The 24,696-nt window shown below is 61.4% G+C and carries 22 protein-coding genes; 9 read left to right on the top strand and 13 right to left on the bottom strand.

From position 1 onward, the window contains the following. Window positions 1-11: 11 nt before the first annotated feature. The 9 genes from ehuA to ectA all read right to left on the bottom strand — a co-directional run bounded on the left by ehuA (window position 12) and on the right by ectA (window position 7,997). Window positions 12-782: an ectoine/hydroxyectoine ABC transporter ATP-binding protein EhuA gene (ehuA, locus tag HNQ95_RS13375; RefSeq protein WP_067967659.1), complete on the bottom strand. Its 771-nt coding sequence runs from the start codon at window positions 780-782 to the stop codon at window positions 12-14. After that, window positions 779-1,471 carry an ectoine/hydroxyectoine ABC transporter permease subunit EhuD gene (gene ehuD / locus HNQ95_RS13370; RefSeq protein ID WP_067967662.1) on the bottom strand — a complete coding sequence of 231 codons (693 nt, stop codon included), beginning with the start codon at window positions 1,469-1,471 and terminating at the stop codon, window positions 779-781. Before ehuD ends, ehuA begins: the two co-directional genes overlap by 4 nt. A 4-nt stretch (window positions 1,472-1,475) precedes the next feature. Then, the gene (gene ehuC / locus HNQ95_RS13365; protein ID WP_067967664.1) at window positions 1,476-2,147 is read right to left on the bottom strand and encodes an ectoine/hydroxyectoine ABC transporter permease subunit EhuC; all 672 of its coding nucleotides are present in this window, start codon (window positions 2,145-2,147) and stop codon (window positions 1,476-1,478) included. 82 nt (window positions 2,148-2,229) lie between these two features. Next, window positions 2,230-3,096: an ectoine/hydroxyectoine ABC transporter substrate-binding protein EhuB gene (gene ehuB, locus HNQ95_RS13360; RefSeq protein WP_067967667.1), complete on the bottom strand. Its 867-nt coding sequence runs from the start codon at window positions 3,094-3,096 to the stop codon at window positions 2,230-2,232. Between the two features lie 78 nt (window positions 3,097-3,174). Next, window positions 3,175-4,641, bottom strand: a complete 1,467-nt coding sequence (locus HNQ95_RS13355) for an aspartate kinase (RefSeq protein ID WP_154384289.1) — start codon at window positions 4,639-4,641, stop codon at window positions 3,175-3,177. A 65-nt stretch (window positions 4,642-4,706) separates the two neighbouring features. Beyond that, window positions 4,707-5,636, bottom strand: a complete 930-nt coding sequence (thpD, locus tag HNQ95_RS13350) for an ectoine hydroxylase (protein WP_067967672.1) — start codon at window positions 5,634-5,636, stop codon at window positions 4,707-4,709. A gap of 27 nt (window positions 5,637-5,663) precedes the next feature. Next, window positions 5,664-6,065: an ectoine synthase gene (locus tag HNQ95_RS13345; RefSeq protein ID WP_067967674.1), complete on the bottom strand. Its 402-nt coding sequence runs from the start codon at window positions 6,063-6,065 to the stop codon at window positions 5,664-5,666. A 10-nt stretch (window positions 6,066-6,075) separates the two neighbouring features. Then, the gene (ectB, locus tag HNQ95_RS13340; protein WP_067967677.1) at window positions 6,076-7,365 is read right to left on the bottom strand and encodes a diaminobutyrate--2-oxoglutarate transaminase; all 1,290 of its coding nucleotides are present in this window, start codon (window positions 7,363-7,365) and stop codon (window positions 6,076-6,078) included. A gap of 50 nt (window positions 7,366-7,415) precedes the next feature. Beyond that, on the bottom strand, window positions 7,416-7,997 hold the full coding sequence (ectA, locus tag HNQ95_RS13335) for a diaminobutyrate acetyltransferase (protein ID WP_246787052.1): 582 nt from the start codon (window positions 7,995-7,997) through the stop codon (window positions 7,416-7,418). A 353-nt stretch (window positions 7,998-8,350) separates the two neighbouring features. On the opposite strand from ectA, the gene HNQ95_RS13330 reads away from it, so the two are divergent. The 6 genes from HNQ95_RS13330 to HNQ95_RS13305 all read left to right on the top strand — a co-directional run bounded on the left by HNQ95_RS13330 (window position 8,351) and on the right by HNQ95_RS13305 (window position 15,600). Continuing rightward, window positions 8,351-8,797: a MarR family winged helix-turn-helix transcriptional regulator gene (locus HNQ95_RS13330; RefSeq protein WP_083948821.1), complete on the top strand. Its 447-nt coding sequence runs from the start codon at window positions 8,351-8,353 to the stop codon at window positions 8,795-8,797. A gap of 172 nt (window positions 8,798-8,969) precedes the next feature. Continuing rightward, window positions 8,970-10,325, top strand: a complete 1,356-nt coding sequence (locus HNQ95_RS13325; protein WP_067967682.1) for a chloride channel protein — start codon at window positions 8,970-8,972, stop codon at window positions 10,323-10,325. A 332-nt stretch (window positions 10,326-10,657) separates the two neighbouring features. Next, complete coding sequence (locus HNQ95_RS13320; protein WP_067967686.1) at window positions 10,658-11,977, top strand: ABC transporter substrate-binding protein; 1,320 nt, start codon at window positions 10,658-10,660, stop codon at window positions 11,975-11,977. A gap of 124 nt (window positions 11,978-12,101) precedes the next feature. Continuing rightward, complete coding sequence (locus HNQ95_RS13315; protein WP_067967688.1) at window positions 12,102-13,811, top strand: ABC transporter permease; 1,710 nt, start codon at window positions 12,102-12,104, stop codon at window positions 13,809-13,811. 24 nt (window positions 13,812-13,835) lie between these two features. After that, window positions 13,836-14,930: an ABC transporter ATP-binding protein gene (locus HNQ95_RS13310; protein WP_246340752.1), complete on the top strand. Its 1,095-nt coding sequence runs from the start codon at window positions 13,836-13,838 to the stop codon at window positions 14,928-14,930. A gap of 61 nt (window positions 14,931-14,991) precedes the next feature. Then, entirely contained in the window at window positions 14,992-15,600 is a 609-nt protein-coding gene (locus tag HNQ95_RS13305) for a histidine phosphatase family protein (protein WP_083948861.1), read from the top strand. A 6-nt stretch (window positions 15,601-15,606) separates the two neighbouring features. Here the strand turns inward: HNQ95_RS13305 and HNQ95_RS13300 are convergent, their stop codons facing one another. Then, window positions 15,607-16,077, bottom strand: coding sequence for an Lrp/AsnC family transcriptional regulator (locus tag HNQ95_RS13300; RefSeq protein ID WP_067967698.1), 471 nt, complete (start codon window positions 16,075-16,077; stop codon window positions 15,607-15,609). Between the two features lie 108 nt (window positions 16,078-16,185). On the opposite strand from HNQ95_RS13300, the gene HNQ95_RS33655 reads away from it, so the two are divergent. Then, window positions 16,186-17,667 (top strand): aminotransferase class V-fold PLP-dependent enzyme, encoded by a 1,482-nt coding sequence (locus tag HNQ95_RS33655; protein WP_067967700.1) that lies wholly within the window; start codon window positions 16,186-16,188, stop codon window positions 17,665-17,667. A 3-nt stretch (window positions 17,668-17,670) separates the two neighbouring features. Next, complete coding sequence (locus HNQ95_RS33650; RefSeq protein ID WP_154384292.1) at window positions 17,671-18,549, top strand: MBL fold metallo-hydrolase; 879 nt, start codon at window positions 17,671-17,673, stop codon at window positions 18,547-18,549. Between the two features lie 45 nt (window positions 18,550-18,594). On the opposite strand, the gene HNQ95_RS13290 is transcribed toward HNQ95_RS33650, so the two are convergent. From HNQ95_RS13290 to HNQ95_RS13280, 3 genes are read right to left on the bottom strand one after another with little or no spacing between them, the layout of a single operon-like run. Continuing rightward, window positions 18,595-19,506 (bottom strand): DMT family transporter, encoded by a 912-nt coding sequence (locus HNQ95_RS13290; protein WP_182574325.1) that lies wholly within the window; start codon window positions 19,504-19,506, stop codon window positions 18,595-18,597. Further along, window positions 19,490-21,895, bottom strand: a complete 2,406-nt coding sequence (locus HNQ95_RS13285; RefSeq protein ID WP_067967703.1) for a PIG-L family deacetylase — start codon at window positions 21,893-21,895, stop codon at window positions 19,490-19,492. Before HNQ95_RS13285 ends, HNQ95_RS13290 begins: the two co-directional genes overlap by 17 nt. Before the next feature lie 25 nt (window positions 21,896-21,920). Then, window positions 21,921-23,135 carry an ROK family protein gene (locus tag HNQ95_RS13280; protein ID WP_371818663.1) on the bottom strand — a complete coding sequence of 405 codons (1,215 nt, stop codon included), beginning with the start codon at window positions 23,133-23,135 and terminating at the stop codon, window positions 21,921-21,923. A 298-nt stretch (window positions 23,136-23,433) separates the two neighbouring features. Between HNQ95_RS13280 and HNQ95_RS13275 the strand changes: the two genes are divergently transcribed. Beyond that, window positions 23,434-24,690 carry a sugar ABC transporter substrate-binding protein gene (locus HNQ95_RS13275; protein ID WP_067967706.1) on the top strand — a complete coding sequence of 419 codons (1,257 nt, stop codon included), beginning with the start codon at window positions 23,434-23,436 and terminating at the stop codon, window positions 24,688-24,690. Window positions 24,691-24,696: the final 6 nt, after the last annotated feature.

Genomic DNA, 24,696 nt, shown 5'->3' with positions numbered 1-24,696 from the left:
GGACTGAACACCTAGTCTAGGATCGCTTTCAGGAACTCACGTGTTCTCTCTTCACTTGGATCGGTGAAAAGCTCGTCCGGCGTCCCTTCCTCGCGGATTTGCCCGCGGTCGAAGAAGCAGACACGGTCGGATATCTCGCGTGCAAACCGCATCTCGTGGGTTACGAGCAGCATGGTCAGGTCGTGTTCTTCAGCAAGCCGGCCGATAACCGTAAGCACCTCACCCACCAATTCAGGGTCGAGCGCCGACGTTGGTTCATCAAACAACAGGATACTGGGCCTCATCGCAAGTGCACGCGCTATACCGACACGTTGCTGCTGTCCCCCAGACAGCTGATGCGGGAATTTCTTCGCCTGATCGGCAAGACCTACCAGATCCAGCAGTTCCTCGGCGCGTAGCTGTGCCTCCTTCTTGCCAAGGCCAAGTACTTTTACAGGAGCTTCGGTAATGTTGCGCATCACCGTCATGTGAGGAAACAGGTTGAACTGTTGAAACACCATGCCCAGTTTGGAGCGCATTCGGCGCAGATGCGCTTCGCTGGCCGGCAGGAGGGAGCCCTCGCGCAGTTCATGCCATAGTGGTTCGCCGTCGACATGGACAACGCCGCCATCAATCCCCTCGAGCGTCATCAGGATACGCAGCACCGTCGACTTGCCTGACCCTGAAGGGCCGATGATCGAGACCTTTTCGCCCTTCTTGACCTCGAAATCGAGCTCGTCGAGCACGGTGAGGTCGCCAAAACGTTTGACCACCTTGTCGAATCTTATGATGGCATCGGTCATTTCAGCGGAAGTCCTTGCTTGGGAAGGTAGGTGTCGAGAACGCGGACGCCGGCCGAGGCCACAAGAGTCATGACGAGATAAAGGCAGCCAACCAGCGACAGCGGTACGAGATAGTCGAAGGTGCGGTCGCCGATGATCTTGGCGACATTGAGCATTTCGAGAACAGTCACAACCGACAGCACCGGAACGTCCTTCATGATTGAGACCAGATAATTGCCCATTGCCGGCACGATGCGCGGCACTGCCTGCGGCACGACAATGTGGGTAAAGGTGTTGGCGGCCGATAGGTTGAGCGCACGGGCCGCCTCGCGCTGGTCTCTGCCTACTGCCTCGATGCCGGCGCGGTAGACTTCCGAAGTATAGGCACTGTACTGGATGCCCAAGGCGAGCGCCCCGGTCATGAAAGCCGGCAGCACGATGCCGTATTCGGGCAGCACGTAGTAGAGGAAGAACAACTGTACCAGCAGTGGTGTGTCGCGAATGAATTCGGTGACGAGTCGTGCCGGCCAGGCAATGAACCGCGACCGCGCGCTCTTGAGAACGGCAAGAAAGAGCCCGAGCACCAATGCGACGAAGAAGCCGAGTACGGTTGCCTGAATTGTCACCCACATGCCGACCAGCAGGATAGGCAGGATGGAGATGGCAAAGTTCAACGGGTTCGTCAGGTCCCATTCGAAGCCGAAAAGCATGGAACTAGCTCCCCACCATGCGCCATCGACCGGCGAAGCGTTCGATAAGGTGCATGACAACTGTGACCACCAGAGCCATGCCGAAATACATCAACAGCAGCAACGTGTAGATTGTCGTGCTGTCTTGGGTGAAGTTGCGAATCTGTTCGGCGCGGAAGGTCAGATCGCCGAGGCTTATCAGTGAAACAAGCGCAGTATCCTTGAGGTTCTGTACAGCCAGATTGCCAAATGAAGGCATCATCTCGGGAATTGCCTGCGGGATGACGATGTTGAACAGTGTCTGCCTTGGGGTGAAGTTAAGGGCACGCGCCGCTTCGCGCTGGTTCTGGTGGACAGACTGGATGGCGCCGCGCACGACTTCGGCACCGTAGGCGCCGATATTGAGGCCAAGTGCCAGCACGCCGGCAACCACTGGCGGCAGCCGCAGGTCTATACCGATCGCCATGCCTGCCAAGGGCAGAGCGAAATACAGCCAGAATAGCTGCACGAGCAACGATGTACCGCGGAAGAGTTCGATATAGCCGACCGAGACGCTCTTGATTGCCATGTTGGACGACAGCTTGCCGATGCCGAAGACAAAGGCGAGAACCCCGCCCAAGATCGTGGAATAGACGGTGAGTTGGACCGTGACCCACGCGCCCTCCGCCAGGGGAAGGAGATATTCAGACCAGTGCATGAGTTGATCCTGCGGGAAAGGTGATCAGAACCGAAAAGGCGGGTACCGTGGCACCCGCCTCGATCGCGTCTATGCCGTCAGCTTAGTCGGCGCTGCAAAGATCGGCTGTGGTGTGAGCAGTCGATCCCGAAACGTCAGCTTCGGTGAACCCGTAACCGGTTACGATCTCCTTCCACTCCGGCATTTTCTTGAACTCGGACAGCGCGTCATTCACGGCATCACGCAGGCTTTCGTTGCCACTGGCGAATGTGAACCCGCCCCAACTGCGAACCTCTTTGCCGTTCACCACCGGATCGGCAAAGTCGGACGCCACTTCCACGCCGTCGTTCTGGCTGGCCAGTCCGCTCACCGTCAGGCTGGTCGCGGCATAGGCATCAGCCCGTCCGGTTGAAACCGTTGAGATTGCATCGGCGTTGGAGGCGATGGTCACCAGATTACCTTCGGCAACGCCCAGCGCCTGCATCATCTCCAACTGGTCGGCACCCGCCATGATCGCAACCTTGAGCGCGGAATTCTTGGCGAAATCTTCATATGTCTTGATATCCTTCGGGTTGCCCGCAGCAACCAGAAGTCCTTCGCCGTAGGAGGTATTGGGTTCCGAGAAGAGGACCGTCTTGCAACGGTCGGGCAGGATAGCCATCTCGGCCGCCACCATGTCGAAGCGATCCGCCTGAAGGCCGGGGATAAGCGAAGAGAAGCTGGTCGTCACCCATTCGATCTTTTCGATGCCGAGTTTTTCCATCAGCTTCTTGGCAACCGTGGGGCCGGCGCCGAGGGCCTCGCCCTTGGGGTCGACATAGCCATAGGGGATCTCATTGGCGACAGCGATGCGGATCGTGCCCGACTTCTTGATCTGCTCGAGCGTCGCGGCATTGGCCAAGGTGAGGGCGAGTGCGGACATGGCAACGCCCGAAAGCGCCATCAGTACAGTTCTTCCGAATCCGGTCATCTCTCATACTCCTGTTGTTTTGATATGCGTCGGTATTGTGGAACCTGGAACAGCTTCGCCGATCGATCGCTCCCGAAGTCAGGCCGCGGCATTCAGCGGGGACACGTAGTCGGTAGCCGCCAGTTGCCGTGTTTCGATAAGCTCCCGATGCAGGCTTGTGACGGCCAGCTCGAAGTCGGATTCCTCAATGATCACCTGAAGGTCCACCTTGCGGACCAGGGCATGGACGCCTAGCGGCGCGATCTCAGCCTTCGCCAAAGCGTCGATGGCGCGCGCGAGTATGGTGGGGTCTGCGATGTTGCGCCCGATGGCCGAGATCAGCGCGACCTTTCGCAGTGTGATCTCCGCGTTAGGGTAGGCCTTGGACAGGTCCGACTCGACCCTCTTGATTGCCTTCATCGAACCCTTGAGGAAGTGGGTGATCGTGTTGGCGTTGGAGGTCTTCGACAGGATCCAGACCTTATGGCGCGTCAGCGCTTCCAGTATCTCGGCGTCATAGCCCTTAACCCCAACCATGTTCTGGTCGTAGAACTCGAAGGCAAACACATTCTTCAACCCGGTGACGATCTCGACCTGAGCAGACTGAGCTGCAAGGTCGGCTCGTATCAGCGTACCCTCATGGTCCGGCTCGAAGGCGTTGCGCACCCGCAACGGAATGCCGGCCTGGCGCAGGCTCTTGGCCGCGCGCGGATGGATCGCTTCCATGCCCATGTTCGACAACTGATCGGCAACGTCGTAGTTGGTTGCCCCGATCACACGGACAGCGCCGGTCCCAACGATGCGCGGATCGGCGGATGACAGGTGGAATTCCTTGTGAATAATGGCTTCGCTGGCCTGGGTTACCACGGCCACGCGCGACAGTGTGACCTCGCTGTAGCCGCGGTCGTAGCTGCGCATAAGCGCTTCGGTGCACTGGGCATACCCGGTCACGATCGGTAGTTCTCGGCTCAGGTCGACATCGGCGAACGCACGGCGGATACATTCGTCAAGATCGTGCTGGACCCCTTCGCGCCAGCCGGTCAGATCGATAAGCCGGGCATTGACGCCGTGCAGGTTGAGCAGCAGCACTGTATTAAAGGCCGACTGAGCCTCGCCCAGCGAACACAGCATTTCACGCACCGTCAGCAGGTGGTGTTCGAGCTGGAAGTGGCCGAAGGAACAAAGGCGCGCCAGATCGATCATGCACGATCGGACGCCCTCTATGCGTTCACGCACAAATCGATCGGCGGTCTGGCGTGCACTGTCGTCGGCGGCGAAGACAGTGGCGTTGTGCGTCTGCATCCTCTCGGCTGCCGCATTGAGCGCATCGCCCCAGATCCAGCCGCCTTCAGCGCCGGCAAACAGCGTATAGACACCCGGCTCGCCGGTCTTCTTGTGCTCGAGCAGGCTGTCGGTCACCCCTGCATAGGCCGAGACCACTAGAATGCGGTTGTAGAGGGTGTCTTCGCTGCGGTCGCCTATCAGGACTGTATCGAGCAGTTCCTTCGAGCGGGACATCGATGTGCCGCCGATCTTTTCTGCCGTGTGGGATTTGGTCGTGGTCATGATTTCTCCGGACGCCCCATGATCTGGCGGAGCGTCGTATGTCTGGACACGTCTGAGGGCGCGGATCATCCCAGCCGGCCGCGCTCGACCTTTATCGGGCCCGAAGGGTTGCGCGAGCTCAGAAAGTCGGGTCGCGGCGCCTTGGCCGCGAAAGGCGCTCCGACGCGATTGCTCCAGGCGTTGTAGACAAAAAACGCGTTGGAACGCGGGAATGGTGTGATATTTCCATTCGATCCATGCAGAGTATTGCAGTCGAACAGGATGACGGTGCCGGCCTTGCCGGGAACACATTCGATGCCGAACGCTTCGGCCATTCTCGACAGGGTCTGCTGCGAAGGCACGCCCACCTCTTGCTTCTGCAGCGAGGTCGCATGGTTGTTGTCAGGCGTTACTCCTGCGCAGGAGACGAACGTCTTGTGCGAGCCGGGTATGAGCATCAGTGCGCCGTTGAGCGCATCGTTGTCAGTCAGTAGGACCGAAGCCGAGATGGCCCGCATCCGCGGCATACCGTCCTCCGCGTGCCATGTCTCAAAATCGGAATGCCAGTAGAATTCCTTTCCGGTGAAGCCCGGCTTGTAGTTCAGCCGCGACTGATGCAGGTACACCTCGTCGTTCAGCAGAAACCCGGCACGCCCAGCGATACGTTCGTCGCGCGCCAGGCGGTCAAACAGCGCGTTCTGCTGGTCCAGACGAAACACCGTCCGCACCTCTTTCGAACCCGGTTCGGTGATGATGTTATTGGGATCAAGTTCGGCGTCGCCGGACCGCATCCGCGAAGATTCGCCTTGCAAGGCAGCAATCTCTGACTCCGAAAATACGTCGTCGAGCACGAGATATCCGTCCTGCTCGAACGCGCGGGCCTGATCATGGGTCAGCGGCGCGTCCGGTGACCATTGGCCCCATACGGTAGGATCCTTGCGTTCGAGCCAGCGTTCTCCGGGTCGACGAGTGGGGTAGTCGTCGGGGCTGGCGACGGAGGTTGCATGTAATGCCATGGCTTAGCCTTTCATTTCTGAGTGAGGTCAGTCAGCAATCGCAAGCTGGGCAATGGGCTCATACGAGCCGTCTTCGCGGTGCACCTCTTGTCCGATGACCGGCGGATTGAAGCAGCACGCCATGACCAACTCGCTGTTGGCGGTGAGCCGGTGCCGGTCATGCAGGTTGAGTGCGTAGACGGTACCGGGCCGAATCTGATGGACCTGGCCAGTGGCCAGATCCTCGATTGTTCCCTCACCAGAGAGACAGTAGACGCTCTCGAAATGGTGCTTGTAGTGGAACACATGGCTCGTGTTGGCGTGGATGCGGGTGATGTGGAAGCTGAAGCCCATGCCGTCGCCGGCCAGCAGCAGGCGTGTGCTGTCCCAGCCGTCGGCGTTGACCAGGCGATCTGTCTGACGCGCTTGTTCCAACTGTCTGACTATCATGGTGTGACTCCTATTCGGCAGCGGCGCGCATGGTGCCCATGGTTACGGCGAACGCCGTTTCCAGCGTGTCCAGGCCCGCTGCAAATTGCTGGTTGGAAATGGTCAACGGGGCCAGGACTTTGACAATTTCGTCGTGGCTTCCCGAGGTTTCGATAATCAGCCCACGCTCAAAACATGCCTTGCAGACGGTGGCGGCGGTTTTGCCGGAGCCAGCGTCGATCCCCATCATCATGCCGCGGCCCTTGATGGACAGGCCATAGGTTTCGGCTACAGCGTCGAGGCGTTTGGCGAGATAGGCGGCCTTGTCGGCGACCTCATTTTTGAACCTATCGTCGTTCCAGAATTTCTCCAGCGCTGCCGTTGCGGTGACGAAAGCATGATTGTTGCCGCGGAAGGTGCCGTTGTGCTCGGCTGGCTTCCAGATGTCGTGCTCAGGCTTGATGAGCGTCAACGCCAGTGGCAGTCCCAGGCCCGAGAGCGACTTGGCCATCGTGACGATGTCGGGTGACAACCCCATGCCGTCGAACGAAAAGAACCCGCCTGTTCGACCGCAACCGGCCTGGATGTCATCGATGATGAAGAGCGCGCCATGCTGGCGTGCTATGGCCTCGATCTTGCGTAGCCACTCGGGCGAGGCGACATTGAGACCGCCTTCTCCCTGCACTGTTTCCACAATGATCGCGGCGGGCGCATCAATACCGCTCGATGGATCGGTAAGCTGGCGCTCCAGCATTTTGGCGGTATCGATGTCAGGCCCAAAGTAGCCTTCGAATGCGGCGCGCGTGACGCCCGACAAGGGTGTGCCGGCACCGGCCCGATGCTTGGAATTGCCGGTCGCAGCCAACGCGCCCATCGTGACGCCGTGAAAGCCATTGGTGAAGGCCACGACGTTATGGCGGCCGGTTACCTTACGCGCCAGCTTGATCGCCGCTTCGACAGCATTGGCGCCTGTTGGTCCGGTAAACTGCAGGCGATGATCCATTGCCCGTGGCTTCAGTACGATGCGCTCGAAGCTCGCCAAAAATCTCTGCTTCGCGTCGGTAAACATGTCCAGCCCGTGGGTGATGCCGTTCGCCGACAGGTATTCGACGAGCGCCCGTTTGAGGTCTGGGTCGTTGTGGCCATAATTGAGCGATGAGCAGCCGCTGAGAAAGTCGAGATAGGTATTGCCTGCGGTGTCGTACAAAGTCGCGCCTACCGCCTTGTCGAACAGTCTGGGAAAGTTGCGCGAATAGGATCGAACGCGACTTTCGACCCGCTCGAAAGTGGTCGTTGCGGCGATGGTTCCAGTGGTGGGCATTGGTAGTCTCCCTGGGAGTTCGAGCTTGAATGCCGTTCTTGCCAGAAGCGTCAGGCGGTGAGACGTGCCGCACTTTCCCGGTGAAACGGGCCGATGGTGACGGCAAATTCGCTGTCATGCAGGTGTTCGAAATGGCTATCCCGCGCGAAATGAATGCGCTGGGCTATCGGCGCGTCGAGCTTGCGGGCGATGGATCTGAAGAGGGCCCACGACGCGGCATTGCTCTCGGTGATGGTGCATTCGATATGCTTGATCTGGCTGCTGGCTTGCCTGGTCAAAACATCGGCAATGAGCTTCCTAGCCAACCCCTGTCGCTGCCCCGCAACGCTCACGCATATCTGCCAGACAAACAAGGTGGATTGCTGGTGAGGGGGGATGTAGCCGGACATCCAGCCAAGGATCTGGTCGTCGCTTTCAGCGATGGCGCAGGTGGATGCGAAATGGCTGCATTGCAACAAATTGCAGTAGAGCGAGTTGTCGTCCAGCCCTGGTGTTTGGCGGATCATCTGCCACACGCGCACGCCGTCGCCTTTGTGTGGCTTGCGAATGGAAGCCGGACCGCGAGTCGCCTTGATCGGGAGAGGAGCGCCGCCCGCCTTACTGGCCCCTATTTCATTCAACAAACCTACCACCAAAATTTTCTGATGCCGGAATTATCCCTGCTCGACAACGTCATAAGCTTAGGTTGATCGAAATAAATGTCAACCGCTTAAATTGATGGAAAGCTCCTGCTCAGGCGCAGGGCCGCGCAAATTAGATAATAAAAACAACATATTATATGACGCAAATTCGTAGGCACTTCGATGATCAGAATTTGGTTCTGATAGAAGGACGTGAAATTAGTTAGCTTTTGCGAAATTATTTACGATACCGGCAAACGCAGTGGACAGCTGTTGGGTTTGCAGTAATCAGAAGTTAGAATGCGACCGAGAAATAGAACGGGCTGCGACAGTTGGAAGACCGGACCAAGCGGGCATTGACTGCCATGCGCAAGATTCTGCGCACCACGGAACTCAACGGTAGGGCAGTGATGCGCGCGACCGGGCTGACCCCTTCCCAGTTGGTCTTCATGCAGTTACTCGAGGAGGCCAACGAGCAAACGGCAGGTTATGTCGCGGGACGAATGGGTATCACCCAGGCGACCACGACCGCGCTCATCCAGAAGCTCGAATCCCATGGGATGATAAAGCGCCGCAAGGGCGATCAGGACCGGCGTCAATCTTGGCTTTCATTGACTGAGGCCGGCCGTAGTTTGCTGGCTGCCTCACCCGATGGCGTTCAGGCGCGGTTTCAGAACGAGTTCAACAAGTTGGTCGATTGGGAGCAGGCGATGTTGACAGCCTCTCTGGAGCGCGTAGCCGCAATGATGGGAAATCATGATCAGGACGTGGCGGCTGTGCTGGATGGAAAGCCTCTGATTGAGCTTGACTGACATGAGGTCGCAAGCCGGTGCCCAGGGAGCACCTCGCGGACCTTGCATTTTCCACCTTCATTCCATGCACTGCCTTCGGAATTGCGGCAGCAAGGGTATATGCGGCGCGGGTTTTTCACCCAATGAGCATGCTTAGCTTTCGTGATTGAAACAATTTGCCTACAAGTCATCCATGACCAGATTTGCCAAGCAGCCTCGTAGGGTGCCGATGCTTCGGCGCTCGCGCGCAATGTGGGTTTCGCCGCGCCTTTGGCGCCCCCGTGTTGTCTTCTGGGTGGGAGCAATCGCAATTGGTCTGATTAGTGTTCTTTTTGCCAAGATGGCCGATCAGGCGCAATTCCTGTTCCGGCAATTCTTCTCTGACAATGGAAGATCTTGGCTGCCTTTGTTCGTCACTCCAGCGGGTTTTGTTTTTTGTGCCTATGTCGCTGGCAAGTTTTTCCCTGGGTCGCAGGGGAGCGGCATTCCACAGGCCATCGCGGCTCGACATCTGCGCGACGGGCAAGAACGAGCTCGGCTTTTGTCTTTGCGCCTGGTTGTTGGCAAGGTCGCTCTGACTATTGCCGGACTCTTCGTCGGAGCCTCAATCGGCCGCGAAGGCCCAACGGTTCAGGTCGGCGCATCAATAATGCTGCAAGTTGCACGCTGGGGCGGGATGGCACAGGCACGCGGCCTTATTCTCGCAGGCTCAGCTGCCGGTATCGCTGCAGCCTTCAACACACCGTTGGCAGGGATCGTTTTTGCCATCGAGGAAATGGGGCGCAGCTATCAGGCACGGACCAACGGCGTCGTATTGGCCGCTGTTATCCTTGCCGGCTTGGCTTCGCTTGGTGTCCTCGGCAACTACACCTACTTTGGCATAACCCACGCCACAGTCGCCTTTCCAGGAGATTGGCCGCTGATTGTTGCTTGCGGGATTGTCGGTGGAGGGCTTGGCGCATGCTTTAGCCTTGCCGCACTAAGGATTTCCCGGCGATTGCGCCGATGGCTAGCTCCCCACCCACTAGGCCGCTCGCTCATCCTTTCAGGGGCTTGTGGTCTATGTGTCGCATTGATTGGAATTTCATCAGACGGGCTGACCTTCGGTACCGGATATGATCAGGCCCGTAGCGCAGTCGAAGGTGTGCCGCTTCCGACATTTTATTTCGCGGAAAAGCTACTCGCTGGCTTGTTTTCGATGTTGTCAGGAATTCCCGGTGGCATATTTGCCCCGTCTCTGTCGGTTGGCGCTGGACTGGGCAGCAGTCTCGGGGTGCTCTTGGGTGCCAATGTGGGACTTGCAGCATTGCTTGGAATGGCTGGTTATTTCGCCGGCGTGGTGCAGGCGCCTATGACCGCATTTGTTATCATTCTTGAAATGACAGGCAACCACGACAATGTCATTCCGCTGATGTTGACCTCGATGCTCGGTTACGGGACAGCCCGACTGGTATCTCGCGAGCCCCTCTATCATGCCATGTCACGGATATTCGTGGCAGACGCCCTACGTCGCAGGCGCGCGGAAACGCCAATGCGCCATGTAGCATAGCTACTGGTTTAGTTGCAGAGCCGCTTGGGCGTTTATCATCGCAACGTCGGGCGGGCATCACATGCCTGAGCGGAATCCCCCCGAAAAATGAAAAGACGCGCGACTTCAGCGGCGATTTCATTCTAGACCACCTTGGCAACACGACTGCGGCGTCCACTAGCCGACGCTTGCGATGTTACCCGTCTGACCCATGCCGGGCAGATCAGATGTTACCGCTATTTCCCATGTCGCATTTCGAAAGTCCGGAAATCAGGGCTTTCGCCAATTGGCACGCGCCTTGCTGTCCATGAAGTGGCCGCCGGCATTTGGCGGTGTCATTGGGAGGAGTACCTATGTTGAAGACCATTGCCGCGGCGATGCTGGTTTCGGCCGCCGCCATTTCGACCGCCTACGCCCAGGATGGCGGCAAGGTGACCGTCGTCACCTCCTTTTCCAAGGATGTGACCGACCCGTTCAAGGCCAGCTTCGAGGCGGCCAATCCGGGCTTCACGCTCGACGTCCAGAACAAGAGCACAAGCTCGGGCGTGAAGTATCTCGATGAAATCAAGGCCAACAACCAGGTCGACCTGTTCTGGGCATCGGCGCCCGACGCCTTCGACAGCCTCAAGGGCAAAAGCCTGCTGGCCAAGTTCGCGCCATCGGTGACCGGGTTGCCGGAAAAAGTCGGCTCCTATCCTGTGAACGATCCGGACGGCTTCTACTTCGGCTTCGCCGCGTCCGGTTACGGCATCATGTGGAACGACCGCTATCTCGAGGCCAACAACCTGCCCAAGCCGGCTGAGTGGAGCGACCTGACCAAGCCTGAATTCCACGACCACGTCGCCATCGCAGCACCCTCGCGTTCGGGCACGACGCACCTGACCATCGAGACCGTGCTGCAGGGCGAAGGCTGGGACAAGGGCTGGGGCACGCTGAAGGGCATCGGCGGCAACCTGCAGCAGGTGACCGAGCGCTCCTTCGGCGTTCCGGATGCAGTCAACTCTGGCCAGGCCGGCATCGGCATCGTCATCGACTTCTTTGCCTTCTCGGCGCAGGCCGGTGGCTTCCCGGTCAGCTTCGTCTACCCGTCGGTGACGACGGTGGTGCCGGCGAACATCGGCATCGTCGCCAACGCCCCGAACCAGAAGGGCGCCGAAACCTTCGTCAACTACCTGCTCTCGGAGAAGGGTCAGTCAGTCCTGCTCGAGCCGTCGATCCGCCGCTTGCCGATCAACCCCGCGCTCTATGCGAACGCGCCTGAAGGCTTCCCGAATCCGTTCAAGGATCCGCGCTTCCAGTCGATGATCACCTTCGATGCCGATGTGTCGAAAAAGCGCACGGATGTCGTCGACACGCTGTTCGACCAGTTGATCTCGTTCCAGCTCGATCCGCTGAAGGGCGCGACCAAGGCGATCTACGCCGCCGAAAAGGCGCTTGCCGCCAAGGACGTGGCGGAAGCGCGCACGCTGGTCGACGAAGCGCGTGCCCTGATCTCGGCAATGCCCGTCACGGCCGACGAGGCCGCCAGCCCGCAGATCCGCGACGCCTTCACCGGTGGCGAGCAGAAGACCGCGCGCCAGGCCGAGCTCGAGCAGCAGTGGGCGGCATTTGCGACCAAGAACTACGCCGAGGCCCAGGCCAAGGCGGAGAAGGCACTGTCCCTCGTCGACTGAGACGTCAGGGCAACAGCGGCCGCCTGCCTGGCGCGGGCGGCCAACCTCTTCACATCCTTGATAGCAGGCGATCCTGGCGCATCGATGCGGCCGGGCCAGCCGATATCATTTCGGAGTCTGCCTCATGGCTTTTGTTACTTCGTTCCCGCCGCGGCGGGTTACCGCCAAGCCCGGCCAGATCGCCGCGGTGGCGTTGATCGGCCTGTTCCTGGCGATCTTCCTGATCATTCCCGCGGGAACCGTGATCTACACGGCCTTCACCGAGAAGGGCACCGGCGCCCTGACCTTCGTCAACTTTCTGGATTTCTTCGCCACCGACCTGTTCCGCCGTTCGTTCTTCAACTCGGTCTATGTCGCCGGCATGTCGGTCGTGTGGGCGACGCTGATTGCGCTGCCGCTCGCCGTGTTGACGACGCGCTTCGATTTTCGCGGTTCGATGGTCATCCAGACATTGGGCTTCGTGCCGCTGATCATGCCGCCCTTCGTCGGCGCGGTGGCGATGCAACTGCTGTTCGGCCGCAACGGCACCGTCAACCTGCTGCTCAATGACTGGTTCGGCGTCCGCATCCCCTTCATGGAAGGGTTGAACGGCGTCATCTTCGTTCAGTCGCTGCACTATTTTCCGTTCATCCTGATCAATCTCTCGACCAGCCTGCGCAACATCGACCGGTCGATGGAAGAGGCAGCCCAGAACCTCGGCTCGTCCGGCTTCCGCCTGTTCCGCCGCATCGTGTTTCCACTGTCGATGCCGGGCTATCTGGCCGGCGCTTCTCTGGTGTTCGTCAAGGTTTTCGACGACCTCGCCACGCCGCTGCTGCTCAACGTCAAGGACATGCTGGCGCCGCAGGCCTATCTGCGCGTCACCTCAGTCGGTCTGACCGATCCCATGGGCTACGTCATCTCGGTGATCCTGATCATCGTTTCGATCTTCGCCATGTGGCTGTCGGCCGTTGCGATGCGCGGCAAGGATTATTCGACCGTGCAGCGCGGCGGCGGCGGCCTGATGCGCCGGAGCCTGAGCCGTGGCGAGAGCATCGTCGCCTATGGCGTCGTCGGCTTCATCCTGCTGCTCGTCCTGTCGCCGCATATCGGCCTGCTGCTGCTGTCTTTTGCGACCGTCTGGTCCTACAGCCCGCTGCCTGACGATTTCACCATGGTTCACTACGCCAGGGTGTTCGACGAAAGCTCTGTCTACATCAAGAACACGCTGATCTATGCCTCGCTTGCCGGGCTGATCGACGTCGTCATCGGTGGCGCCATCGCCTATCTCGTGCTGCGCACCAAGGTCGTCGGCCGCCGCTGGCTCGACTGGGCGGCAACCTCAGCCCTGGCGATTCCCGGCGTCGTCCTCGGCATTGGTTATCTCCGCACCTTTTATGGCGTGACGTTGCCTGATGGCACGCCACTGGCGACGTTGTGGGTGATGGTCGTTCTGGCGCTGGCGATCCGCCGCCTGCCATATGCCTTGCGCGCCTGCTACGCCGCCTTGCAGCAGGTGTCGGAATCGCTCGAGGAGGCTGCCGAAAATCTCGGTGCCACAAAGCAGCGTACGATCCGCCGGATCGTGCTGCCGCTGATGACCGGCGGTTTGCTCGCCGGCTTCGTCACCAGCTTCTCGACAGCGGCGGTTGAGCTCTCGGCGACGCTGATGCTGATCCAGAGCAACTCGGACGCACCGATCGCCTACGGCATCTACGTCTTCATGCAGTCGCCGGCAGGGCGTGGGCCCGGTGCCGCGCTCGGGGTCATCGCCGTCATCATGGTGGCGCTCTGCACCTTGCTTTCGCACTACGTCATCGAACGCCGGCAAAAGGCCATCGGATCGGCCAAATAGGAACTTGGGGAGAGAACAATGAACATGAACGCTAGCACCACCGGCCTTGCGCCAAGCCCCGCCAAGGCGATCAGCATTCGCGACGTCAACCTGTTCTACGGCGACCTGCAGGTGCTGAAGGACATCAATCTTGAAATCCAGCCGGGCGAATTCTTTGCCTTTCTCGGACCTTCGGGCTGCGGCAAGACCACCTTGCTCAGGCTGATCGCCGGCTTCAACACCGCCCGCCAGGGCAGCGTGGTCGTCGGCGGCGTCGACGTACTCGACATGCCGCCCTGGAAACGTGACATCGGCATGGTGTTCCAGTCCTATGCGTTGTGGCCGCACATGACGGTGGCCCGCAACGTCGCCTTCGGACTGGAAGAGCGCCGGTTGCCGCGGGCCGAGGTCGAGCGCCGTGTCGATGCCGCGCTCAACCTGGTTGGGCTCAAGCATCTGGCCGGGCGGCGTCCCGCCCAGCTGTCGGGCGGACAGCAGCAGCGCGTCGCGCTCGCCCGCACCATCGCCATCGAGCCCAAGGTGCTGCTGCTCGACGAGCCGTTGTCGAACCTCGACGCCAAGATGCGTGTCGAGGTGCGGCGCGAACTGCGTGAATTGCAGCAGCGGCTGCAGCTGACGACCATCTTCGTTACCCACGACCAGGAAGAGGCCAACACCGTCTGCGACCGCATCGCCGTGTTCAACGAAGGCCGAATCCAGCAGGTCGGCACGCCGATGGGGCTGTATGAGAAGCCGGCGAACCTGTTCGTCGCCAACTTCCTCGGCACGGCGAACATCCTTGACGGCCATGTCGTCGGAAGCGGTGCGGATCGCCTGTTCGAAGTGCCGGGTGCGGGCAGTATTCCTATCCCGGCAGGGACCACCGTGCCACGCGGCGCCAAGCTCGTCTTCCGGCCGCAATACGCAACCATCGGCACCGTTGCATCAGACGCCGTGGCGCTGGCAGGAACCATCACACATCGAGAGTTTCTCGGCGCAACCGTGCGCTACGGCGTGCAGGTTGGCACCGCATCGGTGTTGGTGGACGTGCCCTTCCATTCCGGTGACGCATTGCTCGAAACGGGCGCCCGGACGTCGGTCGGGCTGCAGCCCTCGTCGGCGCAATGGCTCGCCGAATGACATCATGGCCGCCGGCATCGCTCGGCGGCCCATCCCTCCCATTTTCAGCACGCAGAAATTCATGCCTTTTCATTTTCCCGATATGCTCGTCATCCGCCACGGTGAAACCCAGTGGAATGTCGCCGGCCGCCTGCAGGGTCACAAGGACACGCCGCTGACAGCCAATGGCGTGCGGCGGACACTTGAGGTGGGCACACATCTCGCGGTGCGGGTCGCCGCTTGCAAGGACGCCAGATTCTGGGTCAGCCCGCTCGGCCGCGCCCGCCAGACGGCGTCGATACTCGCCGATGTCTGGGGTGTCTCCTTCGACTGCTTCGTCGACCAGACGTCGCTTGTCGAGCGTGCTTTCGGCGTCTGGGAGGGACGCTCAGCCGAAGAAATCGAACAGGCGTTTCCCGAGCAGTTCGAGGCCGACCGCGCCGATCCCTGGGGGTATGCGATGCCTGGTGGCGAGAGCCATGTCGAACTGATGGCACGCATGCGGTCCTGGCTCGTCGGTCTCGACCGCTCGACGCCGCATGTCGTGGTCGCCCACAGTGTCAGCCTGCGGGCGCTGCGCGGGGTCTACACAGGCGCGGCGCCTGAGGACATTCTCGCCTATTGCGAGCCACAAACTGCGGCCTTCTGGCTCTCGGGCGGCCAGGAGACGATGATCGACGCGCTGGCTTGATCGGATTTAGCGTAGCCGGGCGAGGTCCGCGGCGCGGTTCTCGATGATCGCTTCCATGGAAAAGAAACCGGTCACCGTCGCCAGGTCGAAGTTGGTGATCAGTTTCTGGTAGAAGCCGTCGTAGCCCGACATGCCCCTGGTCACCACCTTGATCAGATAGTCCCAGTCGCCGCCGATGCGGTAGAAGTCGGTCACCTCGGGCATGCGTTCGACATGCTTGCGGAAATTGTCCGCCCATTCCTTGGAGTGGTGGCGGGTGCGGATCATGACGAACACGGTCAGGTCGTAGCCGAGTGCCGCAAGGTCGATGTCGGCATGGGTGCCGCGGATCAAGCCTGATGCGTTGAGCCGTTGGAGGCGGCGCCAGCAGGCGTTTTGCGACAGCCCGACACGCTCGGCCAGGTCGCGCTGCGAGATCGCACCGTCCTTTTGCAGGCACGCCAGAATCTTGTTGTCGATTTCGTCGATTTTTTCCATGATTCAGATCATATGACCCAAGTTGGCGCCAAAGTCGTGCGAAAACGATGAGGTTTCATCTCCCACATCCGATTAGAATCGCCTTGAGTTGGTTGCGGGAGAGATTCGATGAAGACCGAGCGCTGCGAAAATCCTGGCGGCACCGGCTTGCTGGACAAGTTCAAGGAGTGCCTTGCCGTACGTGACGTCGTCGCGGAGCTGCGCAGCGGCCTTGTCGGCAAGGACGCGAAGATCGACGGTCCGTTCGGTCTCAAGCCCATGGTCTATGCCGACTATGTCGCATCAGGTCGGGCGCTGATGCAGATCGAGCGCTTCGTGCTCGAGGAAGTCTTGCCCTATTATGCCAACAGCCACACCGAGGCTTCCTACTGCGGCGGCATGATGACCCGCCTGCGCCGCGAGGCGCGCGCGGCGATCGCCGCGTGCTGCGGCGCGAGCGACAGGCATGCGGTCATCTTCGCCGGATCGGGCGCGACGGCCGGCATCAATCGGCTGGTCAAGCTTCTGGGTGTTACCGATGCGGTTGCAGCCGGCAAGCAGGTCCGTGTCATCATCGGCCCCTACGAGCACCATTCCAACATCCTGCCCTGGCGCGAAAGCGGGGCGGAGGTGATCGAGATCGCCGAATGCGCTGCCGGTGGACCTGATCTCGTCGCACTGGACGAAGTGCTGCAATGGGAGGCTGACCTCACCGTCTGCGCGTTTTCGGCTGCCTCCAACGTCACCGGCATCATTACCGATGTCGCTGCCATCACCAGGCAGGCGAAGGCGGCTGGCGCCAAGATCGTCTGGGACTACGCCGGTGCGGGACCCTACATGCCGATCGCCATGTCGCCCGTATCAGGCGCTGAAATCGATGCCGTGGTCATCTCGCCGCATAAGTTCCTTGGCGGTCCGGGCGCTTCGGGCGTGCTGATCGTCCGCCGCGATGCGGTTACGACTGACAAGCCGTCATGGCCCGGCGGCGGCACCGTCAAGTTCGTCTCGCCCTCGGGCCACGACTACAGCACCAGCCTGGAAGCGCGGGAAGAGGCGGGCACGCCCAATGTGGTCGGCGACATCCGCGCGGCCCTAGCCTTCCTGGTCAAGGAAGCGCTCGGCGCGGACGCGATGCGGGCTCGCAATGCCGAACTGACCAGCCGCGCCATGTCGGCCTGGAACGGCGCCGGCAACATCGAGCTGCTCGGTGCGCTGGAGCCTCAAAGGCTGCCGATCTTTTCGTTCCGGGTCAGGGACGGCAAGGGCGGCTATGTTCACCAGCAACTGGTGACCCGCATGCTCAGCGATCGTTTCGGCATCCAGGCGCGTGGCGGCTGCGCCTGTGCCGGGCCTTATGTCCATCGCCTGCTGTCGATCGGCGAGACGGAATCTGAGCGCATGCGCCAAGCGATCCTGGCCGGCGACGAGATCAGCAAGCCGGGTTTTGTCAGGCTCAATTTCAGCGTGCTGTTGCCGGAAGAGAAAGTGCAGTTCATCCTCGATGCGGTGCTGAAGCTGGCTTCGGACGCGGTGCAGTATCAGGAGCGCTACGATTTCGATGCCAGCCGTGCGATTTTCTATCCGCGCGCTGCCGAAATGGCCGAGGCTTGAGCGATGGCAAGACCAGACGTCGCCGCCTTTTTCGACCCACGCACCTGGTCGGTGCAGTATGTCGTCTCCGACCCGCGAACCCGAAAATGCGCCATCATCGATCCGGTCCTCGATTTCGACGAGAAATCGGGCGCAACCGCAACCGCCAACGCCGACAAGCTGCTGGACCATGTTCGCGAACAGGATCTGGAGATCCAGTGGATCCTCGACACCCATCCGCATGCCGACCACTTCTCGGCGGCGTCCTATCTGAAGGCAAAGACCGGTGCGCCGACGGCGATCGGGGCGCGCATCGTCGACGTGCAGAAACTCTGGGCCGGTATCTACAACTGGCCTGAGCTCCGCACCGACGGTTCGCAATGGGACCACCTGTTCGACAAGGGCGACACCTTCGAGATCGGCGACATCAGGACGGGTGTGATGTTCTCGCCCGGTCACACGCTGGCATCCGTCACCTATGTCGTCGGCGATTCAGCTTTCGTCCACGACACCGTCTTCATGCCGGACAGCGGCACCGCACGTACGGATTTCCCCGGCGGCAGCGCCAATGCGTTATGGTCGACGATCCAGGACATCATGGCGCTGCCTGATGACACCCGCATTTTCGTCGGGCACGACTACCAGCCTGGCGGGCGCACCCCGTTGTGGGAAAGCACCGTTGCCGCCCAGAAAAGTCAGAACATTCACCTGACGCGTTATGAGCGGGAAGAGGATTTCGTGGCGTTCCGCAATGGGCGCGACGCCACGTTGCCGATGCCGAAGCTGATCCTGCATGCACTGCAGATCAACATCAATGGTGGCCGGCTCCCCGAACCCGAAGCTAATGGCCAGCGCTATCTCAAGTTCCCGCTCAACGCGCTTGACGGAGCTGCCTGGGATTGATTTCCCCCGCTTCCGGGAACAGGACGCTCGCGGATTTGGCGAAGGTCACTTCTTCCTGTTGGCGCGGCGTTCGAGATAGGCGGTCGTCTGCAACGCGGCGAGGATGACGATTGCGCCGATGACGATGCGCTGGTCGGGCACTTCGGCGAAGAAGACATAGCCGGCGGCAGTCGTGACGACGATCGAGAGATAGCCGATCGGCGCGAGCAAGCTGGCATCGGCAAGGCGATAGGCGCGCAGGAAGCAGTATTGACCGGCCTGCGCCAGAAGCCCGATGCCGAGCAGGGGCACCCAGTCGAAGGTCTTGACAGGCTGCCAGACGAAGATGGCCGGAACAGCGGTGATGACCGCAAGGCCGACAGTGTAGAATACCATCATCACGGTCGTGTTTTCATCGCGCAGCATGCGTGTCTGGATGATGGCGAGCGAGCCGAAGACGATCGTAGCAAACACTGCAAGCAAGCCGAGATTCCACTCGACGCCGCCCGGCGCCAGCATGACGAGCACGCCGGCGAAGGCGAAGGCAGCACCCACCCAGCGCAACCGCGAAACGGTCTCGCCGAGGAAGGCGACCGCCATGGCCATGGTGACGAGCGGCCTGGAAAAGCTCAGCGCGTTGACCACCGCCAGCGGCAGCAGCGTGTAGGCCATGAACTGGCTGGTCAGCGCGATGGCGTTGCAGCTGATGCGCGAGACGTTCTGCCAGGGATGCCTGGTGTGACGGATGTGGTGACGATGGCGCCAGATCAGCGGCAGGATGAACAGCAAGCCGATCATCGCCCGGATGAAGACGAGCTGGAACGCCGGATAGACGAGCCCTTGCGCCTTGACGAGCGCCGTCATGCCGCCGGAGACCAGCAGCATGTCTGCGAGCACCCAGACGATGCCTTCGCGGTTGGCCTTGTGACGCTCGTCCCCCGCCTCGGGCGTCACCGTGCCGTCAGGCTGGCTGGACAAGATTTGCCATCAGGCGGAATGCTCCCGGCACCAGCTTGTCCATCTGGTGATGCAGCACGAGGCTGGTGTGGGTATGGCGGCCCTTGCCGATCTCGGCAGAGACCAGAGCGCCCATCAGCGGCTGTTCGTTGGCGTCGTGCATCGCCAGCAGCGGTTGGTAGGCCTCGTCCCAGCGCGCGGCGAAGTAGAGCCCACGCTCCTTGTTCCAGCCGGACCAGTCCTGCGGGCCGATGATGTTCGGCCCCTTGAGCAGGACGTGGTCCGGCACCAGCACCGTAACCTCGGCGGTCGGATCCGTTACGCGCCAGCGTAAAGACGGCGAGCCGATCTCGAGTTTCCTCGGCGGCGTCGCTAGTGGATCCCAACCGTCGGTCGGGCGGTGGTAAAGGGTGACAAGGTGGCCGCCATTTTCGACGAAGCGGTGCAGCTTCTCGGTGCTTGCTGCCAGATCCTTGCGAATGCCGAAGGCAAAGATGCCGACGACGATTGATGTGTAGCGGCTGAGGTCTCCGGCCAATGCCTTGGCGTCGAGCTCGGTGACGTCGAGCCCCATGCGCGTGAGCCAAAGCCCGACGCGGTCGGCGCCTGCGCCGACATAGCCGACGACAGCACCCTGCGGCAGCTTGAGGTCGAGCGTGAGCACGCGCAGCGCTTCCGGCTGGCGATGGGTGACGCGGCCGATATGCGAATAGGCAATCGGGGTCAGCCGCAATGCCGGCCTGCCGCCGACCAGCGGCGTGATGGTGGTTAGCCCGGCAACACGTGTCTCGGGAGCGCGGATGACCTGGCCACCTTCCGCCTGGGCCAGCGACCAGCCGTCTTCCATGTTGAGCGAGACGGGCGCATCCTTGCCTGCGACCACTGACTTGACCGGCCATTCGCGTCTGGTGCCGTCGAGCGGTACGATCAGCGCTTCGGGCTCCATCACGACCGAGCTTGCCGGCAGCACGGCAAATGGCTCCTCGAGGTCATAGGTGGCGCGGGCGGTATGATCGCCGAACTTTGCCGAGATGACGACATGGGCGTCACCATTGCCGCCGAGAGCCGACCATGATGGCGGATAGAGCTTTGTGTAAGCGGCGTCGACGGTGGCAACGATCTTCAGGCTGCGTCGGCGTCCGGTGATGGTCTCCGCCTTGGCCGTGACGCCATTGGGCAGCACAGCTTCGACCTCGACAGAACGACTGTCGCCGGCGGAGGCCAGATCGACAGTGAGTTCAGCCGTTTCATCAGGCGCCACTGTCGATGGCGACAGCGTCGCGCGGTCGAAGAGGCCGGCGGCCTCGATCAAGGCGGCGTCGATCTCGCGTGCCTTGCGGTCGAGGCGGTGGCGATGGCGTTCGAGGAAATCGGGCGAGGCGTTATTGCGGGCAGCGGCAAGCTGGGTAGCCGCTTCGGTGAGGGCTGCAATGATCGCATCGGCGTGTGGGAATGCCGCGATTGCCTTGTCGACGGCCAAACCGGCGGCCTTCAGTGCCTGCGCGGCTTCATAGGAGAGGTCTCGCGATGCGGCGAGATCGGCGAGCGTTGCCGGCAGCGCGTCGAGCACCGACGTCTCGGCCTTTGTGCCGTTGGCGGCAAGCAGTAAATGCAGCGGCCAGCGCGTCTCGGCGACATCAGGCCAATGACCCATGCCCTGCGAGGCGTGGTAGTAGCGCGACCATTCTCCGATGCGGTCATATTCCGCGCCCGTCGCCGGTTCGCGCCCGGGCGCGTTGACGACAACCGTCGCATCGGGAGGTGGCACTTCGTCGTCATAGGTGTCGCCACCGCCCGACCATGCCGGCAGATAATACTTCGCCACCTGCCAGGGGCTCATGCCTTCCTTGAAATGTTCGGGGAACGCCTGCGGGTCGGCGGCAAGCCCGATTGCCTTTTCGGCTGCGCGGGTCATGGCGCGGTGGTGGCCATGCTGGCCGGGGACATCGAGAAAGGTCGGAATGACGATGTCGGGCCGTTCGCTGCGATAGGCACGCACCAGGCGTTCGACAGTGCGCATCTCGCCCCAGCGGGTGAAGGTCTGGTCGCCATCCTTGGAGAAGCCGAAATCATGCACTTCGTCATCTGGGCCATGGCCGAGCCAGACGACGTCGGCATCGAGCGCGCGCGCCGCTTCTTCCATCTCGCGGGTGCGCATCATGCCGAGCACGCCAAGGCGCTCCGGCCCGAGCGAGTTCTGACCGCCTTCGCCACGCGTCGAGCAGGCGACGATGACGCGCATGCCGAGGCCGAGGCGGAAATACGCAAGCAGGCCGCTCTGCTCGTCATCGGGATGAGCGCCGGTGTTCATCATGGTGACGGTAGAGCTGAGACGGCTGAGGGCACGGTGAAGCCTGAGCAGCGACGGGCTGGCCTTTTGTCTTTCGATACGTTCGCGGGCGCTCGGCATTCAGGTCCTCCGGTATTCCAGTCTGCTATTCGGTGGTCGTTGTGGCGGCGGTTTCGAGCTTGGGCGTGACCACCTCGAACAGCGGCAGCGCGGCGGCACCGAGTGCCGCCGTGTATTGCCCGGTCTGGCCGCGCATGACGCGGGGCAGGGCGCGGGTCCGTCGGCTGGCGACGGAAATGGGCAACGGTCCCATCCGCTCGATCAGCTCGTCGATGATCGCGTCCGGCAACACGCCGCCAAGGATCACCGTTTCGGGGTCGAGGATGTTTTCGATCATCGCGATCATCGGCGCGAGATAGGTCGCGGTCTCCTCCATCCACGCCAGCAGCACCGGATGGCGCTTGGCATGGAGTTCGGAGAAGTCGGCGAAGTCGCAGTCGGGGATGCCTGCCTCGCACAGCTTTTCGCGCAGCGCATGGACCGAGGCGTAGCGCTCGAGGCAGCCGTGCTGGCCGCATGGGCAAGCCCTGCCTCTGGGAACGACGACGACGTGGCCGATTTCGCCGGCATTGCCGAAGGCGCCACGGAACGGAGTGCCGTCCTGGATCATGCCAAGGCCAAGGCCGGCGCCGAAATAGACCATGCAGAAGCTGGAGATGGTGTGGCCAGCACCGAAGAAGCGTTCGCCGACGGCCGCGGCGTTGGCGTCGTTTTCCACCGTCACCGGCTCCCCGCAGGCTTCGCTGAGCAGGCTTGCCGCATCGATGTTTGCCCAGCCCGGCAGCGTCGTCGGGCCGACCGAGGTCATGCCTTCGATCTCGAACGGGCCGGGCATCACCACGCCGATGCCGAGCAGCCGCGACTTGAACGTCGACCTGACCGCATCGAGCTCGGCGCGCAGATGCGCGATGACCTGGCTCGGGCTGGTGTCGCTGACCGGCATGATTCGCCTGGAACGCGGCTGGCCCGACAGGTCGAGCACTGTCGACACCATGTGGTCGGAGGCCATCTCGATGCCCATGGTCATGGCGCCGTCGGGGTTGACGGCGAACTGGATCGGCGGCTGGCCACGGCCCGAACGCAGGCGCCCGGTCTCCATCAACAGGTTTTCGCTGACCAGCTCGTCGACGATGTTGGCGATGGCTTGCGCTGTCAGGTGCGTCAGCCGGGCAATATGCATGCGCCCCAGGGCGCCGTTCCGGCGCACGACGTCGAGCACCACGCGACGGTTATGGTCGCGGCTGCGCTCGGGGTTGTTGCCCAATGTGACCTGATGCGTGCTGCCCGGCTGAAATGCCATTTCGCCCATCCTGACCTCGGTTGCAAAATTGATAACGCGGAAGCGACGTTAGCTGCAATAGATTAATTCAAGTAGATTATCTTATTGACAAACGGCTGATGAAAGGGAACCGTAGAGGGAGTGTGCGGGGAGGATCCGCAGCTCCTTGGTGTCAGTTTTGTCGGGCGTGTTCCGCCCGCGTTCGATGGCCCATGAATTTAAGCGAGTGGCCCGTTTCTCGACTGCGAGAAAAATCGGGCCAAGGGGATAATGGTCGCCCGTGGTTCGGGATATCCGATGGGCGCATTTGGAGGCTAATATGCGTAGAGCAACCTTGTTTGCCGGTCTGATTGCTGGTTTCAGCACACTGGCTATGAACGCGGCGCAGGCCGTCGAGATCGAATATTGGCAGTATGTCTTCGACTCGCGCGTCAAGGCGATGGACCAGCTGATCGAGAACTTCGAGAAGGCCAATCCTGACATCACCGTCAAGCAGACGACCTTCCCCTATGCCGACTACCAGACGCGCGTCATCGCTGCGAAGATGGGCGGCCAGGGCCCCGACGTGATGCAGCTGTTCTACGGCTGGCTCGACAAGTTCGTTGCCGGCGGCCTGCTGCAGCCGCTGCCGACCGATGCGTTCCCGCACGACAAGATCGAAAGCGAATTTTTCCCGATCGTCAGCGCCATGAAGCGCGGCGAGGATTATTACGGCCTGCCGACCGCCGTGCGTTCGCTGGCGCTGTTCTACAACAAGAAGCTGTTCACCGAAGCCGGCCTCGACCCGGCGAACCCGCCCAAGACGCTCGACGAGTTCGTTGCCGCCGCCGAGAAGGCGACCAAGCGTGACGCCGCCGGCAATCTGATCGTCGCCGGCTCGACCCTCGACATGGCCGGCCAGGATCACCAGTGGTGGCGAGAAGTGCTGGTGCGCCAGTTCGGCGGCCAGCCCTACACCGACGGAGACCGCAAGGTGGCCTACAACACCGAAGCGGGTGAAAAGGCGCTGAAGTTCTACACCGACCTGCAGACCGAGAAGAAGATCGGCCAGGCCGGCTTCATGGACGAAGGCCAGGCGGCCTTCCGTGCCGGCATGGCGGCGATGACCATCGACGGCACCTTCCGTCTCGGCGCCTTCAAGTCGATCGAAGGCTTCGAGTGGGGCGTGACCGAACTGCCGGCAAATGCCGACGGCACCCGTTCCAACTATGCCAGCTACTTCGCCAACGGCATCTCGGCGACGACCAGCGGCGAGAAGCTCGAAGCCTCGAAGAAGTTCCTGGCCTACATCTCCTCGCCCGAGGCGATGGACGTCTGGCTGAAGACGGTCGGCGAGCTGCCGGCACGCCGTTCGGCTGCCATGACCGAAGCCAATCTAGCCGATCCGGTCTACGGCCCGTTCCTCAAGGGTCTCGAATACGCCCGCACCACCATGTTCGTTGATGAGGCAGCCCAGCGCCAGACCACCATCGACATGGCCAACCGCGTGCTGCTCGAAGGCCAGTCGGTGAAGGATTCGCTCGCACAGGCCGCAGCGGCCGAGCAGGCGATCATCGACGCAGCAGCCCCGAAGTAAGGCGAA

The organism is Aminobacter ciceronei (genome assembly GCF_014138625.1).
Lineage (GTDB): Bacteria > Pseudomonadota > Alphaproteobacteria > Rhizobiales > Rhizobiaceae > Aminobacter > Aminobacter ciceronei.
The sequence above is the reverse complement of the archived record's forward strand: the minus strand, read 5'-3'. Positions and strand labels throughout refer to the sequence as shown.